The sequence below is a fragment of the Burkholderia savannae genome (assembly GCF_001524445.2).
Taxonomy (GTDB): Bacteria; Pseudomonadota; Gammaproteobacteria; order Burkholderiales; family Burkholderiaceae; genus Burkholderia; species Burkholderia savannae.
Window position 1 is genome coordinate 1,333,198 of record NZ_CP013417.1, and the last position, 18,128, is coordinate 1,351,325.

General features: G+C 66.5%; 19 protein-coding genes. 13 read left to right on the top strand and 6 right to left on the bottom strand.

Features of this window, described 5'->3' with window-relative positions:
* Nucleotides 1-57 precede the first annotated feature (57 nt).
* The 11 genes from WS78_RS06625 (at nucleotide 58) to WS78_RS36985 (ending at nucleotide 9,914) form a co-directional block, all read left to right on the top strand.
* On the top strand, nucleotides 58-876 hold the full coding sequence (locus tag WS78_RS06625) for a ferritin-like domain-containing protein (protein WP_059577207.1): 819 nt from the start codon (nucleotides 58-60) through the stop codon (nucleotides 874-876).
* Between the two features lie 502 nt (nucleotides 877-1,378).
* On the top strand, nucleotides 1,379-2,269 hold the full coding sequence (locus tag WS78_RS06635) for an alpha/beta fold hydrolase (RefSeq protein WP_059577210.1): 891 nt from the start codon (nucleotides 1,379-1,381) through the stop codon (nucleotides 2,267-2,269).
* A gap of 221 nt (nucleotides 2,270-2,490) precedes the next feature.
* Nucleotides 2,491-3,321 (top strand): 3',5'-nucleoside bisphosphate phosphatase, encoded by an 831-nt coding sequence (locus tag WS78_RS06640; RefSeq protein WP_059577251.1) that lies wholly within the window; start codon nucleotides 2,491-2,493, stop codon nucleotides 3,319-3,321.
* 66 nt (nucleotides 3,322-3,387) lie between these two features.
* Entirely contained in the window at nucleotides 3,388-4,017 is a 630-nt protein-coding gene (locus WS78_RS06645; RefSeq protein ID WP_038750439.1) for an L-threonylcarbamoyladenylate synthase, read from the top strand.
* A 98-nt stretch (nucleotides 4,018-4,115) separates the two neighbouring features.
* Nucleotides 4,116-4,781, top strand: coding sequence for a site-2 protease family protein (locus WS78_RS06650; RefSeq protein ID WP_038750436.1), 666 nt, complete (start codon nucleotides 4,116-4,118; stop codon nucleotides 4,779-4,781).
* 8 nt (nucleotides 4,782-4,789) lie between these two features.
* A complete protein-coding gene (locus WS78_RS06655; protein ID WP_059577212.1) occupies nucleotides 4,790-5,992 on the top strand; it encodes a tryptophan--tRNA ligase in 1,203 nt (400 codons plus the stop codon).
* Nucleotides 5,989-6,606, top strand: a complete 618-nt coding sequence (locus tag WS78_RS06660; protein WP_038750431.1) for a class I SAM-dependent methyltransferase — start codon at nucleotides 5,989-5,991, stop codon at nucleotides 6,604-6,606. The genes WS78_RS06655 and WS78_RS06660 overlap by 4 nt, the downstream gene beginning before the upstream one ends.
* Nucleotides 6,607-6,650: 44 nt before the next feature.
* Nucleotides 6,651-7,553, top strand: a complete 903-nt coding sequence (gene dapA, locus WS78_RS06665; RefSeq protein WP_038750428.1) for a 4-hydroxy-tetrahydrodipicolinate synthase — start codon at nucleotides 6,651-6,653, stop codon at nucleotides 7,551-7,553.
* Between the two features lie 109 nt (nucleotides 7,554-7,662).
* Nucleotides 7,663-8,808: an outer membrane protein assembly factor BamC gene (gene bamC / locus WS78_RS06670; RefSeq protein WP_059577215.1), complete on the top strand. Its 1,146-nt coding sequence runs from the start codon at nucleotides 7,663-7,665 to the stop codon at nucleotides 8,806-8,808.
* 4 nt (nucleotides 8,809-8,812) lie between these two features.
* Nucleotides 8,813-9,589 (top strand): MBL fold metallo-hydrolase, encoded by a 777-nt coding sequence (locus WS78_RS06675; RefSeq protein WP_038750423.1) that lies wholly within the window; start codon nucleotides 8,813-8,815, stop codon nucleotides 9,587-9,589.
* A gap of 163 nt (nucleotides 9,590-9,752) precedes the next feature.
* Entirely contained in the window at nucleotides 9,753-9,914 is a 162-nt protein-coding gene (locus WS78_RS36985) for a hypothetical protein (RefSeq protein WP_162483267.1), read from the top strand.
* 5 nt (nucleotides 9,915-9,919) lie between these two features.
* Here the strand turns inward: WS78_RS36985 and WS78_RS38175 are convergent, their stop codons facing one another.
* Together WS78_RS38175 and WS78_RS06690 are read right to left on the bottom strand one after the other, a co-directional pair.
* Nucleotides 9,920-10,189, bottom strand: a complete 270-nt coding sequence (locus WS78_RS38175) for a hypothetical protein (protein WP_081989774.1) — start codon at nucleotides 10,187-10,189, stop codon at nucleotides 9,920-9,922.
* A gap of 56 nt (nucleotides 10,190-10,245) precedes the next feature.
* Nucleotides 10,246-11,433: a cupin domain-containing protein gene (locus WS78_RS06690; RefSeq protein WP_059577218.1), complete on the bottom strand. Its 1,188-nt coding sequence runs from the start codon at nucleotides 11,431-11,433 to the stop codon at nucleotides 10,246-10,248.
* Nucleotides 11,434-11,501: 68 nt separating this feature from the next.
* Between WS78_RS06690 and WS78_RS06695 the strand changes: the two genes are divergently transcribed.
* Entirely contained in the window at nucleotides 11,502-12,053 is a 552-nt protein-coding gene (locus WS78_RS06695) for an FKBP-type peptidyl-prolyl cis-trans isomerase (RefSeq protein WP_059577221.1), read from the top strand.
* Here WS78_RS06695 and WS78_RS06700 read toward each other — a convergent pair.
* Both WS78_RS06700 and mutS read right to left on the bottom strand, forming a co-directional pair.
* The gene (locus tag WS78_RS06700; RefSeq protein WP_059577254.1) at nucleotides 12,033-13,319 is read right to left on the bottom strand and encodes a hypothetical protein; all 1,287 of its coding nucleotides are present in this window, start codon (nucleotides 13,317-13,319) and stop codon (nucleotides 12,033-12,035) included. The two genes, WS78_RS06695 and WS78_RS06700, sit on opposite strands and share 21 nt — an antisense overlap.
* Nucleotides 13,306-15,987 (bottom strand): DNA mismatch repair protein MutS, encoded by a 2,682-nt coding sequence (mutS, locus tag WS78_RS06705; RefSeq protein WP_059577224.1) that lies wholly within the window; start codon nucleotides 15,985-15,987, stop codon nucleotides 13,306-13,308. Before mutS ends, WS78_RS06700 begins: the two co-directional genes overlap by 14 nt.
* A 159-nt stretch (nucleotides 15,988-16,146) precedes the next feature.
* On the opposite strand from mutS, the gene WS78_RS06710 reads away from it, so the two are divergent.
* A complete protein-coding gene (locus WS78_RS06710; RefSeq protein ID WP_059577227.1) occupies nucleotides 16,147-17,448 on the top strand; it encodes a tyrosine-type recombinase/integrase in 1,302 nt (433 codons plus the stop codon).
* Here WS78_RS06710 and WS78_RS06715 read toward each other — a convergent pair.
* Together WS78_RS06715 and WS78_RS06720 are read right to left on the bottom strand one after the other, a co-directional pair.
* Nucleotides 17,399-17,653 (bottom strand): helix-turn-helix transcriptional regulator, encoded by a 255-nt coding sequence (locus tag WS78_RS06715; RefSeq protein ID WP_317135632.1) that lies wholly within the window; start codon nucleotides 17,651-17,653, stop codon nucleotides 17,399-17,401. The genes WS78_RS06710 and WS78_RS06715 overlap by 50 nt on opposite strands.
* Nucleotides 17,650-18,123, bottom strand: a complete 474-nt coding sequence (locus WS78_RS06720; RefSeq protein WP_059577256.1) for a hypothetical protein — start codon at nucleotides 18,121-18,123, stop codon at nucleotides 17,650-17,652. Before WS78_RS06720 ends, WS78_RS06715 begins: the two co-directional genes overlap by 4 nt.
* Nucleotides 18,124-18,128 lie beyond the last annotated feature (5 nt).

Below are 18,128 nucleotides of genomic sequence, written 5' to 3' on the forward strand. Positions count from 1 at the left end.
GCCGCGCGGGCGCGTCGCCTTCTCATGCCACACGTGCCGATTTCGTCGCCCGAACCCTTGCGCTGCGCGCGCAGCGACGCGCTTACCGCGCTTTGCGAGCCCGATCCCGTGCGCAAGGCCGCGCTCGTCGCCGAGTTGCGCGCGGCGCTCGCCGACGGCCGCGCGGCGGCCTGGCCCGAGCGCGAGCTGAGCGCACCCGGGGGCGGCCTGCCCGGGCGGCCCGCGCGCCCGGCGCTCGTCGAGCCGCGCCGGCTCGAGCGGCGCAGCATGCGTTCGCCGCAAGGGCGCGCGGTGCTGTTGCATGCGCTCGCGCATATCGAGTTCAACGCGATCAATCTCGCGCTTGACGCAGTGTGGCGCTTCGCGCAGATGCCCGCGGCGTTCTATGCGGACTGGCTGAAGGTCGCGGCCGAGGAGGCGCATCACTATTCGCTGCTCGCCGCGCGCCTTGCCGAATTCGGCCATGCGTACGGCGATTTTCCCGCGCACGACGGCCTGTGGGAGATGTGCGAGCGCACGGCGGGCGACGTGCTCGCGCGAATGGCGCTCGTGCCGCGCACGCTCGAGGCGCGCGGGCTCGATGCGTCGCCGCCGATCCGCGCACGGCTTCAGCAAGCGGGCGACGATGCGTCTGCGGCGATTCTCGACGTGATCCTGCGCGACGAGATCGGCCACGTGTGGATCGGCAATCGGTGGTTTCGCCATCTGTGCGACGAGGCGGGGCTCGATCCGCGTGCGACCTACGAACGGCTCGCTGCGCAGTACCGTGCGCCGCGGTTGCGCGGCCCGTTCAATTTCGATGCCCGCCGCGCCGCGGGATTCGACGACGACGAATTGAACGCGCTCGTCGCGCAGGACATCGAGCCGAAGGCATGATGGGCTCGCGCTGCGTGTGCGGCCGTGGTCCGGCGGCCGCGCGTGCGCCGTGCGCGGGACGGCAGGTCGACAGGACCGGCGGGCGGATCGGGAGGGGCGGTCGCCGGGTGACGCGGTGACGCGGTGATCGGCGCGTCGAAGCTGTCGTGCGATCTGTGCGCCTCGCTCGCCAAACCGGGGCGTGAGCGCGCCACGATCGGTATCCGCCGATCAACGTTGGCGGTCGGAGATGCCGCCGTTGCTCAACCCGGCGAGTCGCGACGAATTCGAATTGCGGCGAATCGCGGTGAATCGCGACGGTTTTCGACGATTGGTGCCGATTCGGGCCGATTCGTGGCGGTTTGCGCGGTTCCTCTGGATCTGCCCCTCAATTGAGCGCCCGCTGCAGCCGCTCGGCTTACCTAGAGAAGTGCCTCGACACGCACGCCGACTTGAAGCCCGGCCGACGCCAGGTGAGCCGGATCGATATAATCGAACGGTCATTCTTTTTTTGGCGGCTGCGATGCATTCCACTCAATCTGTCTCCGATTTCGTCACGGTTCGCGGCGTGAAACTGCATGTGCGCCGCTGGGGGCGGCCCGATGCGCCGACGCTCTACATGTTGCACGGCTGGATGGACGTCGCGGCGTCGTTTCAGTTCGTCGTCGACGCGCTCGCGGGCGACTGGCAGGTGATCGCCCCCGATGCGCGCGGCTTCGGGCTGTCCGATTGGCCGGTCGCCGCGCAGGGCGGCGGCCATTACTGGTTCCACGAATACCTGGCGGACCTCGATGCGCTGATCGACTACTACACGCCCGACGGCGAAGTCAATCTGATCGGCCACAGCATGGGGGCGAACGTCGTTTGCCTGTACGCGGGTGCGCGGCCGCAGCGGGTGCGGCGGGTCGTCGATCTGGAGGGATTCGGGCTCGCGCCCGCGCGCGTCGAGCAGGCGCCGCGGCGCGTCGGGCAATGGCTCGACGAGCTACGCACGCCGCCGACGCTCAAGCGCTACGCGTCGCTCGAGGACGTCGCCGCGCGCCTCGTCAAGACCAATCCGCGCCTCGAGCCGCGCCGCGCGGCGTTTCTTGCCGAGCATTGGTCGATGCGCGATGCGCACGGTCAATACCAGCTGCTCGCCGATCCCGCGCACAAGCTGCGCGGCCCGCTGCTGTACCGGCTCGACGAGGTGATGGCGATCTGGTCGAAGGTGCGCGCGAAGGTGCTGCACGTCGAGGCGGTCGATTCGCCGACGCTGGCGTTTCTCGCGGGCGAGATTCCGATTCCCGAATTCAAGGCGCGTTTTGCGGCGTTCGCCGACTGGCGCGAAAAACTCGTCGAGGATGCGGGGCACATGGTCCATCACGACCAGCCGGAACAGATCGCGGCGCTGATCGAGGCGTTTTGCGCGTGAGCTGACATCGGGATCGCCGCTCCGGCTCGGCGACAAGTCGACCAATCAGCCAATCAGCCAATCAGCCAATCGGCCAATCGGCGAAAGGAGATACGCGAAACGCGAGAGAGCACCGAGGCAAGGCCCCGGAATCGGCCGCGGCCCCGTCCATTGGCATCGGGGGCGCATTCGGCGAATTTGCGCATTGCAGTAGAATGAACGCTTAGTCTCCGATGCCCACGATGAACGCCGATCTCCACTGCCATTCGAACGTCTCCGACGGTCAGCTTTCTCCCGCCGACGTCGCGCGTCGCGCGCATGCGGGCGGCGTCACGCTGTGGGCGCTGACGGATCACGACGAGGTCGGCGGCCAGCGCGCCGCGCGCGAAACCGCCGAGGCGCTCGGCATGCGCTATCTGCACGGTGTCGAGATTTCGGTGACGTGGGCGTCGCGCACCGTGCACATCGTCGGCCTGAACATCGATCCGGAGAACCGCACGCTCGTCGATGGCCTTTACCGCACGCGCAACGGCCGCGCGGCGCGCGCAATGGCGATCGGCGACGCGCTCGCGGCGCTCGGCATCGAAGGCGCTTACGAAGGCGCGCTCGCATACGCGTCGAATCCCGATCTGATCTCGCGCACCCACTTCGCACGCTTTCTCGTCGACAACGGGCATGCGGCGTCGATTCCCGACGTGTTCGACCGCTATCTCGGCGACGGCAAGCCAGGCTACGTCGCGCACCGCTGGGCGAAGCTGTCCGACGCCGTCACGTGGATTCGGCAGGCGGGCGGCGAGGCGGTCGTCGCGCATCCGGGCCGCTATGCGTATACGCCCATCGAATTCGACGCGTTCTTCGCCGAATTCATCGATTTGGGCGGCGTCGCGATCGAGGTCGTGACGGGCAGCCACACGCCCGACCAGTACCGCGAATACGCCGACGTCGCGCGGCGCTTCGGCTTCGAGGCGTCGCGCGGCTCCGATTTCCACGCGCCGGGCGAAGGGCGCACCGAGCTCGGCAGCCTGCCGCCGCTGCCGTCCGATCTCAAACCCGTCTGGGAGCGCTGGCTGTAGCGGCGTCCGCCGGCGGCGCGTCCGGCCGCGGGCCGGCGTGCGCGCCGAACCATACTCTTTGTCCCCATGTCCCAATTCTTCAGGATTCATCCGGATAATCCGCAGCCGCGCCTCGTCAAGCAGGCGGCCGAAATCGTGCGGGGCGGCGGCGTGATCGCGCTGCCGACCGATTCGAGCTATGCGCTCGCGTGCCATCTCGACGACAAGGACGCGGTCGAGCGCGTGCGCCGCATCCGCGGGCTCGACGAGAAGCAGCATCTGTCGCTGCTCGTGCGCGATCTGTCCGAGCTCGCGACGTTCGCGATGGTCGACAACCGGCAATACCGGCTGATCAAGTCGGTGACGCCGGGGCCGTACGTGTTCATCCTGCAGGCGACGAAGGAAGTGCCGCGGCGGCTGTCGCACCCGTCGCGCAAGACGATCGGGCTGCGCGTGCCCGCGCATGCGATCACGCTCGCGCTGCTCGAGACGCTCGGCCAGCCGCTCCTCGGCACGACGCTGATCCTGCCGCCCGACGACGAGCCGCTCAACGAGCCCGAAGAAATCCGCGTGCGCCTCGAAAAGCAGGTCGACCTCGTGATCGACGGCGGCGCGTGTCCGCGCGAGCCGTCGACGGTGATCGACCTGACGGGCGACGCGCCGCAGCTCGTGCGGGCCGGCCGCGGGCCGCTCGAGCCGTTCGGCCTCGCCGCGTGAGCGCAGCCGCGCCGCCCCGGCGCACCGGAGCGGCCGCCGTTGCGGTCCGCATGCACGCGCGTCGTTCGCGCGTTTCCCGCTTGTTACAATAGCGCGCTATGAATGCTTCTTCCCTGATACAGACAATCGCCGTCTATGCGCTGCCCGTGATCTTCGCGATCACGCTGCACGAGGCCGCCCACGGCTACGTCGCTCGCCTGCTCGGCGACAACACCGCTTACATGATGGGCCGCGTGTCGTTCAACCCGATGCGCCACATCGATCCGTTCGGCACGATCGTGATTCCGCTCGTGCTGTACTTCCTGACGAGCGGGGCGTTCCTGTTCGGCTACGCGAAGCCCGTGCCCGTCACGTTCCGCAATCTGCGCAACCCGCGCTGGGGCAGCCTGTGGGTCGCGCTCGCGGGGCCGGGCTGCAACTTCGTCCAGGCGCTGATCTGGGGCTTCGTGAGCATCGGCCTCGCCGCGCTCGCGATCGACGAGCCGTTCTTCACGCGCATGGCGGGCGCGGGCGTCGGCGTCAATCTGGTGCTCGCGGTGCTGAACCTCTTTCCGCTGCCGCCCCTCGACGGCGGGCGCGTGCTCGCGGCGCTGCTGCCGCCGAAGCAATCGATCGCGCTGTCGCGGCTCGAGCCGTACGGCTTTTTCATCGTGCTCGCGCTCGTCGCGACGGGCCTTCTGACGAAATTGTGGCTCAGGCCGCTGGTGGGCGCCGGCTACGCCGTCGTGACGGCCATCCTGACTCCTTTCGCCTCGCTTTTCTAACGACAATCATGTTCCCAGACCGTATCTTTTCCGGCATGCGACCCACCGGGTCGCTCCACCTCGGCCACTATCACGGCGTGCTGAAGAACTGGGTCAAGCTGCAGTCCGAGTACCCGTGTTTCTTCTGCGTCGTCGATTGGCATGCGCTGACGACGCACTACGAAACGCCCGAGGTGATCGAGAAGAACGTCTGGGACGTGCTGATCGACTGGCTCGCGTCCGGCATCGATCCGGCGCAGGCGACGCTCTTCATCCAGAGCAAGGTGCCCGAGCATGCCGAGCTCGCGCTGCTGCTCGGGATGAGCACGCCGCTCGGCTGGCTCGAGCGCGTGCCGACCTACAAGGAGCAGATCGAGAAGCTGAAGGACAAGGATCTGTCGACGTACGGCTTCCTCGGCTACCCGGTGCTGATGGCGGCCGACATCCTGCTTTATCGCGGCTCGCTCGTGCCGGTCGGCGAGGATCAGGTGCCGCATGTCGAGATGACGCGCGAGATCGCGCGCCGCTTCAATTACCTGTACGGCCGCGAGCCGGGCTTCGAGGAGAAGGCGCTCGAAGCGGCGAAGAAGTTGGGCGGCAAGCGCGCGAAGCTCTATCACGAGCTGCGCAACGCCTATCAGCAGGAAGGCGACGACGAGGCGCTCGAACAGGCGCGCGCGATGCTGCAGGAATCGCAGAGCCTGTCGATGAGCGACCGCGAGCGCCTGTTCGGCTATCTCGAAGGCGCACGCAAGATCATCCTCGTCGAGCCGCAGGCGCTCCTCACCGCGGCGTCTCGGATGCCCGGCCTCGACGGGCAGAAGATGTCGAAGTCGTACGGCAACACGATCGGCCTGCGCGAGGACGCGGCGACGATCACGAAGAAAGTCCGCACGATGCCGACCGATCCGGCGCGCGTGCGCCGCACCGATCCGGGCGATCCGGACAAGTGCCCGGTGTGGCAACTGCACCAGGTCTATACGGACGAAGCAACGCACGAGTGGGTGCAGAATGGCTGCCGCTCGGCGGGCATCGGCTGTCTCGACTGCAAGCAACCGGTGGTCGAAGGGATTTTGCGCGAACAGCAGCCGATGCTCGAGCGCGCTCAGAAGTACATGGACGATCCGTCGCTGCTGCGCGCGATTGTCGCGGACGGCTGCGACAAGGCGCGCAAGCACGCGGTCGAGACGATGCGCGACGTGCGCGAGGCGATGGGGCTCGCGTACAGTTGAAGACGCTGACGATCGCGGTAGACGGCGCGCCGAGCGCGGCGGCGCACGGCGCGTCGGCCGAGGCGTCCGCGTGGATACGCAAGTGGTCGCATCTCGTGCCGGCGGGCGGCACGGTGCTCGATGTCGCCGCGGGCCACGGCCGCCACGCGCGCTGGTTCGCCGAACGCGGCCATCCGGTGTGCGCGCTCGAGCGGGAGCCGGCCGCACTCGCGTCGCTCGGCGCACTGCCGGGCGTCGCCGAGCAGGCGGCCGATCTCGAAGCCGCGCCGTGGCCGCTTGCCGACGACGCGCGCTTCGCCGCGGTCGTCGTGACGAATTATCTGCATCGTCCGCTGCTGCCGCGTCTCGTCGCCGCAGTCGCGCCGGGCGGCGTGCTGTTGTACGAGACGTTCGCGCAAGGCAACCAAACGGTCGGCAAACCGTCCAATCCGGCGTTTCTGCTCGCGCCGGGCGAGTTGCTCGGCGCGGTGCGCGGGCAGTTGCGCGTCGTCGCGTTCGAGGACGGGTTCGCCGCCACGCCGCGCGACGCATTCGTCCAACGAATCTGCGCGGTGCGCGAGCGCGCCGCGGCGGAAGAAGGGGCGGGATATCCGCGTTACGGACTGGCAGGCTAATCCGCTACAATCGACTTTTACCGATTTTTCATCGCGTTTGTTTCATGGCTAACGGCACTCAAGACGGCATTCAAATCCGCGGCAGCGTCCCCGCGATCGTCACCCCGATGCTCGAGGACGGCGGCCTCGATCTGGCGGCCTTCCGCAAGCTGGTCGACTGGCATATCGAAGAGGGGACGGATGCCCTCGTCGTGGTCGGCACGAGCGGCGAATCGGCGACGCTTTCCGTCGACGAGCACGTCCTCATGATCGAAACCGCGGTCAAGCATGCGGCGAAGCGGATTCCGATCGTCGCGGGCGCGGGCGGCAATTCGACGGCCGAGGCGATCGAGCTGTCGAAGCACGCGAAGGCGGTGGGCGCCGACGCGACGCTGCAGGTGGTGCCGTATTACAACAAGCCGACGCAGGAAGGGATGTACCGCCACTTCAAGGCGATCGCTGAAGCGGTCGACTTGCCGGTGATCCTCTACAACGTGCCGGGGCGCACGGTCGCGGACATGTCGAACGAGACGATCCTGCGGCTCGCGCAGGTGCCGGGCATCATCGGCGTGAAGGACGCGACGGGCAACATCGATCGCGCCGCGCAGCTGATCAACGCGGCGCCCGCGAACTTCTCGATCTACAGCGGCGACGATCCGACCGCGATCGCGCTGATGCTCCTCGGCGGCCACGGCAACATCTCGGTGACGGCGAACGTCGCGCCGCGCGCAATGAGCGAACTGTGCCGCGCGGCGCTTGCCGCCGACGCGAAGGCGGCGCGCGAGATTCATATGAAGCTCCTGTCGCTGCACAAGAATCTGTTCATCGAGGCGAACCCGATTCCGGTGAAGTGGGCGCTGCAGCAGATGGGCAAGATCGCAGGCGGCATCCGCCTGCCGCTTACGCCGCTTGACGAGCGCTGCCACGAAGCCGTGCGCGGCGCGCTTCGCGAGGCCGGCCTCCTGTGAGGCCCAACGCGGCCGCCCGTGCGGCCGCGCCGCATCCCGATCGATCCGACCCGACCCGGCCGCTCCCGGCGTCGTGCGTGACACGCGTTCTAGCAAGACGAAGGACTTCATGAAACATTCCGCCTTTTCCTCCCGTGCGATCCAGGTTTCGGTGCTGGCGCTCGCGCTGGGCGCGCTCGCCGGCTGCGACACGCTGAACGACTATCTCGCGCCCGACCGGGTCAACTACAAGTCGACCGGCTCGGCGCCTCCGCTGCAAGTGCCGCAGGATCTGACGGCGATGCCGCTCAGCCCGTCGTACGTCGCGCCGCCGACGAACTCGGGCCTCGGCTCCGCACCGACGCGCGCCGTGACGGCCGCGGGCAACGCGACGGAAGGGCAGCCGAGCGCGCAGGACCCGTTCGGCATGCACGTCGAGCGCGACGGCGACCGCCGCTGGCTCGTCGTCGACGGCCGCACGCCCGAGCAGCTCTGGCCGCAATTGAAGGAATTCTGGCAGGACAACGGCTTCGTGCTGAAGACGGACGCGCCTTCGACCGGCATCATGGCGACCGACTGGGCGGAAAACCGCGCGAACATCCCGGACGACTGGTTCCGCCGCACGATCGGCCGAGTGATCGATTTCGCCTATTCGTCGGGCACGCGCGATCGGTTCCGCACGCTCGTCACGCGTACGTCCGGCGGCAACACCGACATCTCGATCACGCATAGCGCGATGGAGGAGAAGCTGACGGGCGCGCAGGGCGGCACGTCGTCGCGCTGGGAAGAGCGTCCGCGCAATCCGGTGCTCGAAGCGGTGTTCCTCGCGAAGCTGATGGAAAAATTCGGCCTGACCGACGCGCAGGCGAAGCAACTGCTCGCCGATGCGCGTCCGGCGACGGCGCCCGCGACGGTCGTCGGCGCCAACGGCGGCGCGTCGACGCTCGATCTGGCCGAATCGTTCGACCGTGCGTGGCTGCGTGTCGGCCTCGCGCTCGACCGGACGAACTTCACGGTCGACAATCGAGATCGCTCGAAGGGCATCTACTACGTCCGTTACGCGAATTCGATGGAAGAGCTCAAGCGCGACGGCCTGTTCGGCAAGCTGTTCTACGGTGGCCCGACGGCCGCGAAGCCGGGCAAGGAATTCCTCGTCAACGTGCGCGCGCAGGGCGACTCGAATACGCAAGTGGCCGTCCTCGACACGAACGGCCAGATCGACAACTCGTCCGACGCGCAGCGGATCATCTCGCTGCTGCACGCGCAGCTGAACTAAGCTCGTGCGATTCGCGAGCCTCGGAAGCGGCAGCGAAGGCAACGCGCTCGTCGTCGAAGCATCGGATGGCGTGACGACGACGCGCCTTCTGCTCGACTGCGGCTTCTCGGCGAAAGAACTCGAACGCCGGCTCGCGCGCCTCGATTTGCGCGTCGACGATCTCGACGCGATCCTCGTCACCCACGAACACGGCGACCACGTCGGCTGCGCGCTGACGCTCGCGCGCCGTGCGTCGCTGCCGTTGTACATGAGCTGGGGCACCGCGCGCGCGGTCGGCGCGGACGAAGCCGACGTCGACCTCCACGTGCTCTGGAGCGACGAGGAGGCCGCGCTGGGCGACGTGTGCGTGCGGCCCTACACCGTCCCGCACGACGCGCGCGAGCCGCTCCAGTTCGTCTTCAGCGACGGCGCGGCGCGTCTTGGCGTGCTGACCGACGTCGGCATGTCGACGCCGCACATCGGCGCCGTGCTGAGCGGCTGCGACGGCCTCGTGCTGGAGGCGAACCACGATGTCGCGATGCTTGCGGCAAGCCGCTATCCGGCGTCGCTGAAGGCGCGCATCGGGGGCTCGCACGGCCATCTGAGCAACGAGGCGGCGGCCGCCATCCTCGCCGAGCTCGATCGCAGCCGGCTGCGGCACCTGGTGGCCGCGCACCTGAGCCAGCAGAACAATACGCCGGCGCACGCGCAGGCGGCGCTGGCGGCGGCTTTGGGGGGTGGGGCGGGCGACGTGCTCGTCGCGTCGCAGGAGGAGGGTTTCGGCTGGCTCAGCCTGCGTTGATGCGTCGGCGCCGTCGGCGGGCGTGCACGCGCCCGAGCGCGTGCCTGCGGGCGCCGCAACGATTCGTCGGCGTCCGCGAAACCGCGGAACAGATGCACGGGGACCGTGCGAAGGACGTAAAAAAAACCGGCCCACGGGCCGGTTTTTTTTTCAGCTGATGCTGGTGCGACTTACTGGCTTGCGCCCGAAGCCGGAGCAGCCGTCGCTGCCGAAGCAGCCGACGCCACAGCAGCAGCTGCATCGCTCGCAGCAGCGGCAACGCTCGAAGCCGCTTCCGAAGCAGCAGCGGCAACGCCCGAAGCAGCCGAAGCAGCAGCGGCGGTAGCGTCGCTAGCAGCCGACGAAGCAGCTTGCTCGGAGCTCTTGTTGCACGCAGCCAGCGCAACGGCAGCCAACAGGGAAGCTACGAGGAGGGATTTCTTCATGATCACGTCCTTTTATGGTTAAAGGTAAGCAACAGCGCGAAACAATACCGGTAATGTGCTCCAACACCGACCTGGGCCGCTGGTGGAGATGCACTTCTAGAGCGTGAATCTTCCCTACGGCTTGGGCGGAAATTATATGCACTTTCCTATCGACCGTCGACAAATGCGGGGTCAATACGTTGTCTTTCCCATACAAAACATGCGTTCGTATGGGCGTACGGCCGGGCAACTCTACTCCATCTCACCCACCCGTATCCAGCCCGCACAATACCACTCGTGCAGCAGGCCTGTCATGGCGGGGTCCCGGGAGAGTGTTACAAACCGTTTCGCCCCCATCCGGCGCGAATCGGCCAGTTCCGGCAGCCATTTCGCCGCCGTCGCGAGCGAATACGCGTCGCCGTTGATGAAGTACGAGCGCGCGTTATACAACAACGCCGCTTTCCTGTCGAGCCGGACGCCCCGGCGCGCGGCCTGGGCCGCGAACGCGGTTTCGCCGAGCCGGCGGGCAGGAGGATCGAAAACGACGTTCGATTTGGGCTCGCTCAAATAGCAGCCAAGAAAATCGCCAATATCGTGCTCGTCCCATTTGATGCCGGCGAGCGTCCTGGCGACGCGCTCGGTCATCTCCGGGGGCAGCCTCGCGGGGGTGTCGACCGCGGGCTGCGCGGGATCGCGATACGGCGCGTCGTCGCGTGCGCCCGTGCGCAAGCCGCCGCGCTCGGCCAGGTGATAGAGGAACTGCGTGCGCAACTCGCCCGCGGACGGAGCTCTGAAGCCGATCGAGCACGTCATGCATTCGCCGATCGCGACGCCGTCGTGCGCGACGTGCGGGGGCAGATACAGCATGTCGCCGGGCTCGAGCACCCATTCGTCGGTCGGCTCGAAATGCTCGAGGATCTTGAGCGGCAATCCTTCCTGCAGCGACAAGTCCTGCTGCGCGCCGATTCGCCAGCGACGCTTGCCGTGCACCTGCAGCAGGAACACGTCGTACGAGTCGAAATGCGAGCCGACGCCGCCGCCGTCCGTCGCGTACGAGATCATCAGATCGTCGAGGCGCGCATCCGGAACGAACCGGAACCGTTCGAGCAACGAGCGGGCGCTGTCATCATGCAAATCGAGACCCTGCACGAGGAGGGTCCATTCGCGCCGTTTCACGGGCGGCAGATGCTCGAGCGAGAACGGACCATGCTCCAGTTGCCATCTGTTACGAAAATGGGTGATGAGACGCGATTCGACGTCATAGTCGCCCGCGAGCTCGAACAGCGCGTCGCGCGAGAGCGGCGGCGCGACGTCGGGAATCGCCTGCCGGATCAGAAGTGGCTTTTTCTGCCAATATCGGCGCATGAAATGCGCGGGCGTGAGGTTGCCGAGAAGCTGGGTCGGCGCCTCGGACAGCGGCGCGCGAGTGCGCTCGCGCACACGGCCGGACGGTTCGGGTAGTGGCCGTTTGGGCATCGTATAATGACTGTTGTACTTGGGAGAATTGGATGAAAATCGCAAAAAATACTGTCGTGTCGGTCGCTTACAAGCTGTCGGATGCGCAAGGCAATCTGATCGAGGAGAGCGATGAGCCGATGGTCTATCTGCACGGCGGCTATGATGGCACGTTCCCCAAGATCGAGGAACAACTCGACGGCCAGGAACCCGGCTATCAAGCGCAAATCCAGCTGGAGCCGCAGGATGCGTTCGGCGATTACGATCCTGAACTCGTGAAGATCGAGCCGCGCGACCGCTTCCCCGAGCCGCTCGAAGTCGGCATGCAATTCGAAGGCACGCCGGAAGACGGCGACGAGGAAATCGACTCGCTGATCTACACGGTGACCGACATCGCGGAAGACAAGGTCGTCCTCGACGGCAATCACCCGCTCGCCGGCATGGCGCTGCGCTTTTCGCTGACCGTCAAGGACGTGCGCGAAGCGACCGAGGACGAGATCGAGCACGAGCACGCGCACGGCGCGGAAGGGCTCGAAATCGTCGACGAAGACGAGGACGACGATAACGACAACGAAGACAACAGCTCAGTGCGCACCCTGCATTGAGCGGGGCGCGGCGACGCCCGGAGTCTCGCCGGATGTCGCGCTCGACGGCGCGCGGTGATCGAATGGGTCGTCGCGCGCGCCATGCCAATCATCATAGCCGGGCGGTTGCGCGCCGCTCGCGCCCGAATCGGGCAGCGTCGGCGACGCCGGGATTTCCGGCATTTCGGGCAGCGGCGTGTCGTCATGCGGCACGACGGGCAGGGCAGGCGGTTGAGGCAGATGCTTCGGCACGGTCTGCATGCTCACGTTGAACATCGGCTGCTTCGCCGGATCGACGCCGATTCGCACCCATTGAGCCAGGCGCGCATGCGGCGCGATCGCGATGCGCGTCAGGTTGCCGACCAGATCCCCTTTGTCGTCGCGTAACGGACGGTCGATCCTGAAGCCGTTCGCGAGCGTCTCGCCGTTCGGATGGACGACGACGATCGAGCCGCGAAAAACCGTGGCCGCTCTCACCAATGCGCGTTTGAATTCGCGAAAGCCGTCGCGCGTGCGAGGGCGGTTGAAGCGCAGCCATCCGAAGCGCTCCGAACGTTCGTAGCGGTCGAACTGCGGATCGCCCTCGAGAAAGATCACAAGCGCACGCGCCTTGCGGCGCTTCGCGTACTCGGCCGCGTGATCGATCCAGAACGCATTCGCGATGACACGATCCTCGAACTCGCCGTTGCGGCCGCCCGCCGTCAGGTAGCGGTTGTTCGGCGCGGGCGCGTTCAGGCCGATGAACACCGTGTCGTCGCGCACCCAGCGAACGTTTTCCCGATAGGGATGAAAGCGCGGCACTTCGCTCTCGCGCGTGAGCAGCATCGGATTCGCGGCGGGCAGTGCCGGCTCGGTGAAGACGCTTTGGCGCAGGAAGTCGAGCCGCTCGACGGGGTCGTACGCGCCGGCGTCGCGCGCGCCGCACGCGGCCCAGTCGAACTGGCCCGGCAGCAGCACGATAGGAACGCGGGACGTCGCGAACAGTGCGTTGCGCTGCTCGTACAACTGATCGCGGCATGCTTCCTTCGGCCCCTTCAGGTTACCTTCGTAGACGATGAACGACACCGAGCGGTCGCGTGCGATTGCGTCGAGCAGGCGCCGAGCGGGCGGCTCGTCGTCGGACGACGCGATCACGCCGGACAGAACCCCGAACGTATACGGCTCGCCGCCCGCACGCGACGACGCGGGCGCGGCCAGCATGCCGCCTGCAAGCGCGCACGTGAGCGCGAAAGCGGCGACGCGCGAGCGAAGCGCCGCGTGAGGCGCGATGCCGTCAGCGTTGCGCATCCGTTGCGCCTGTGCGGGCGAGCGCGTGCAGTTCATAGAGCAGGTCGAGTGCGTCGCGCGGCTTCAAGTCGTCCGGATCGAGTGCGAGCAGGCGCTCGAAAGCCGGATGCGGCACGGCCACCGGCGGTTCGTCGTATTCCGGTTCGTCGACGGCCGGCTGCGCGGCGAAGAGATCGAGCTGCGGCGTCGCTTGCGCGGCGGACTGCTGTTCGAGGTGCGCGAGATGCTTGCGGGCGGCGCGAATCACCGGCGCGGGGACGCCTGCAAGCTGCGCGACCTGCAGCCCATAGCTCTGATTCGCCGGGCCTTCCTCGACTGCGTGCAGGAACACGATGCCGTGCCCATGTTCGACCGCCGACAGATGCACGTTCGCCGCTTGCGGGAATTCGGCCGGCAGTTGCGTGAGCTCGAAGTAGTGCGTCGCGAACAGCGTGTAGCAGCGATTGTGCGACAGCAGGTGGCGCGCGATCGCCCACGCGAGCGCGAGGCCGTCGAACGTCGACGTGCCGCGGCCGATTTCATCCATCAGCACGAGGCTTTGCGGCGTGGCGTCGTTCAGGATCGCGGCGGCTTCCGTCATTTCGACCATGAACGTCGAGCGGCCGCCCGCGAGATCGTCCGCCGCGCCGATGCGCGTGAAGATGCGGTCGATCGGACCGAAGCGGGCCGCCTTCGCCGGCACGTAGCTGCCGACGTACGCCATCAGCGCAATGAGCGCTGTTTGCCGCATGAACGTCGATTTACCGCCCATGTTCGGGCCGGTGATGAGGAGTAGCTTGCGATCGGTGTTCAGCGAGCAGTCGTTCGCGATGAACTGCTCGACCTGCGCTTCGACGACCGGATGGCGGCCTTGATCGATTTCGATGCCGATCTCGTCGGTGAATTCCGGTGCAACCCAGTCGAGCGTGCGGGCCCGTTCGGCGAAGGCCGCGAGCAAGTCCAGTTCCGCGAGGCCGCTTGCGACGCGCTGGCATCCTTCGATGTGAGGCAGCAGCGCCTGCAGTACGCTGTCGTAAAGCGCGCGCTCGCGGGCGAGTGCGCGCTCCTGCGCGGACAGTGCCTTGTCCTCGAACGTCTTCAGCTCGGGCGTGATGTAGCGTTCGGCGTTTTTGAGCGTCTGGCGGCGACGGTAGTCGTCGGGCACCTTATCGGTCTGGCCGCGTGTGACCTCGATGTAGAAGCCGTGGACCTTGTTGTATTCGACGCGCAGATTCGAGATGCCCGTGCGCGCGCGCTCGCGCGTTTCGAGGTCGATCAGGAACTGACCGCAGTTCTCCGAGATGTCGCGCAGCTCGTCGAGTTCCGCGTCGTAGCCGCGGGCGATCACGCCGCCGTCGCGGACCATCGCAGCAGGCTCGGGCGCGATCGCGCGCGTCAGCAGATCGAGGCAGCCCGCGGGCGGCTCGAGCGCGGCTTCAAGGCGGCCGAGCGCGGCCGCGTTCGGTGCGATTTCGGCGACGCGCTCGCGCAGCACGGGCAGGGCGGCGAACGTGTCGCGCAGGCTGGACAGATCGCGTGGCCGCGCGGACAGCAGCGCGAGGCGGCCGGTGATCCGTTCGACGTCGGCAATTTGCCGCAGCGCCGAGCGCAGGCTGTCGAGGCTCGCGTTCGCGGCGGCGTCGAGTAGTGCGCCGATCGCCTGGTGGCGCGCTTGCGCCGCGACCGACGCGCGCGGCGGATGATGCAGCCAATGGCGCAGCAGGCGGCTGCCCATTGCGGTGCAGCAGGTGTCGAGCAGCGAATAGAGCGTCGGCGACTCGGTGCCGCGCAGCGTTTCGGTGAGTTCGAGATTGCGTCGCGTCGACGGATCGAGCCCGATGTATTCGGACTCGTTTTCCACCTTGAGACTGCGCACGTGGCGAAGCTGCTGGCCCTGAGTCGACGCCGCGTAGATCAGCAGCGCGCCGGCGGCTCCACAGGCACTCGTGAGCGCCTGCGCGCCGAAGCCGTCGAGACTCGCGATTTCGAGCTGATCGCAAAGGCGCTGTGTGCCCGATGCGATGTCGAAGTGCCAGGCGGGCACGCGCGTGATCGCGCCCATGCCGGCCGGCACCGATTCGATCGTGCCGTCGGCCGCGAGGATTTCCGCGGGCCGGATGCGCTCGAGCGCCGCGGCGATCTGATCCGGCGCGACCTCGGCGAGCCGCAGCGCGCCGCTCGCCAGGTTGAGCCAGGCGAGACCGATGTTCGACGCTACGCCGCGCTTGTTGTGTCCGACGCAAAGCGCGAGCAGGAACACGTCGCTCTTGTCGGACAATAATGCGGCGTCGGTCAGCGTGCCCGGCGTGACGACGCGCACGACCTTGCGCTCGACGGGCCCCTTCGACGTCGCGGGGTCACCGATCTGCTCGCAAATCGCCGCCGATTCGCCGAATTTCACGAGCTTCGCGAGGTATTGCTCGACCGCGTGATGCGGCACGCCCGCCATCTTGATCGGTGTGCCGGCGGACGCGCCGCGCTGCGTGAGCGTCAGATCAAGCAGGCGCGAGGCTTTCTCCGCGTCCTCGAAGAAGAGCTCGTAGAAGTCGCCCATCCGGTAGAACACGAGTGTTCCGGGATGTTCTGCCTTGATGCGTAAGTACTGCTGCATCATCGGCGTGTGGTTGCTAAACGCCCCTTCTGTAAGCTGCTGTTTTGAATCCGTAATTTCTTGCACGTCCTTATCCATCAAGGCTTTCCGTCCATTTCGGGGTGTTCACTGTTGAATATCCCCGCCTATCGACATCTTGCTAAATTTCCATTGTCAGCGTAGCTTTTCGGCTCTTCCAGAACCTACGCCTACGCCGCTGATGTTATGCGCGTGGCGGAAACCTACGCTGAGGTCTGAATGCGGTTTGACGCCCGATCGGCAAAGCAACTTTTGCCCGGTGCACACCTGAAAATCGATGGCTGTCCGGGGCTCAGGCTCGAGGCGACGGCATCGCGTCGCAGTTGGATTTACCGCTACAAGTCGCTCGTCGATGGGCGTATGCGACAAATCAAAATCGGCGAGTGGCCAGCGCTTTCCATCGCGGCGGCCGCCGTTGAGTGGGAGCGTCTGAAACAAGAGCGCAACTCAGGCAACGACCCGGCGCTCGCCAAGCGGCAAGCAAACGATTCTGTCGGCGTTATGGTACAGCAAGGGGATTCGCCGACAGTGCGCGATATCTGTATGGCCTACCTGAAGGGGCACGTCGAGCGCAATCGCCAGCCGAAGGGGGCGGCCGAAGTGGCCCGGATGTTCCGGACGATGTTGGGAGATATTGCAGCGCTGCCGGCCGCCGAGCTGACGCGCGAGCGCGCGTTCAGCAAGATCGACTCGTATCGGCAAATTCCGGTGCAGGCGTCGAAGCTTCGACTCGAACTCGGGGCCGCTTGGGACTATGCTCTGGATGCTGGCCGGCTGCCCGAGTCTGCGTCGAACTGGTGGCGACAAATCATGCGCGGTCGACTACGCAGCAACGGCAGACGGATCCAAGGGCAGCCGGTCGGTACCGCAAAGCGGTTCCTGAGCGACGTCGAGGCGGGTGCATTGATCAACTGGTTGCCGAATTTCAGTCGCAATGTCGAGGATGCGTTGACGCTGTACCTTTGGACCGGGACGCGCGGTGCCGAGATCGGCGCAATGGAAGGGGCGGAGATTACCGACGAACGGGACGGGCTGTGGTGGACGATTCCCAAGGCCAAGACCAAGAACGCCCGGCACGAGCAGGCGACGGATCTTCGTGTGCCGTTAATCGGACGTGCGGATGCTGTTGTGCGTCGACGCCTCGAACGTTACGGCAAGGGGAGGGTGTTCCCGGCTGAGCGAGGCGGGCACATGCAGCAGAAGGTGTTCGGTCAGGCCGTTCATTTCCATATGCCCTATAGCGAGACGCGGCCGGAACAAGCCCGGCCGCGTCTTCCGGTCACGCATTGGGCCCCTCACGATCTGCGTCGAACGGCTCGCACGATGTTGGCTGCGCTCGGCTGTCCGTACGAGATCGGCGAGGCCATCCTTGGGCACATGTTGCCGGGTGTCGGCGGTATCTATAACCGGCACTCGTATGACGCCGAGCGCCGGCTCTGGTTGACGAAGCTCGATGAGAAGCTGGAGGCTGTTACCCGGTCGCATCAATTGTCGCTTTCCGCCGGCCGGTCCCGCAGTTAGGCGGCGGCAGGAACTCGGACGGCGTTCGAGCTTCTGCCCATTCTTCGACTTCCCGCGTGAGCCAACCGACGCGTCGCCCGGAAAGGGCGCGCGGCTTCGGGAACTCCTCTTGCCGGACGAGTTTGTGGATGACCGCGGGCGACAGGGAGACCGCCGCTGATACCGATGCGATGTCGAGATATATGGGCTTCATCGCGACAGTCATGCGTGGTCGCCTCCCCGCGAAAGCAGTGATTCAAGTGCGGCCACATGCTGTTCGCCGGCCGGATGACCGGCACATGCGCCAAGCGCGAACTCGATCGCCGCGTGCTGTTCTTGCGTCATCGTAGCCGGGATCGAGCGAACGGGACTCGCGTTGTCAATTTCCCGTAGCAGCGCGGATCGATACTGCTGCATCGTCTGAAACGAGATCGCGTATTCGTCGGCGGCAATGAGCCTTTTGAGCTTCGTGAGCGCTTCGGGCGAGGTGCCATCGGTTAGCCTATTGGGTCCGAGCCGCTTCAAAGTTTCCCGAAGCTCAGCAGCGCGCGCTGCTCGTGCACGTATGTCCCGCGATCCTTCAGCCAGCGTGACATAGATTTCGTCATGGTTTTGCCGGTGCGTGTCGATCGTGATGCGATAGAGCAAATCGCCTTCCTGCAACCAGTTCGGTGCGGTGTTCTGTTTGTCGTTCATGGTCA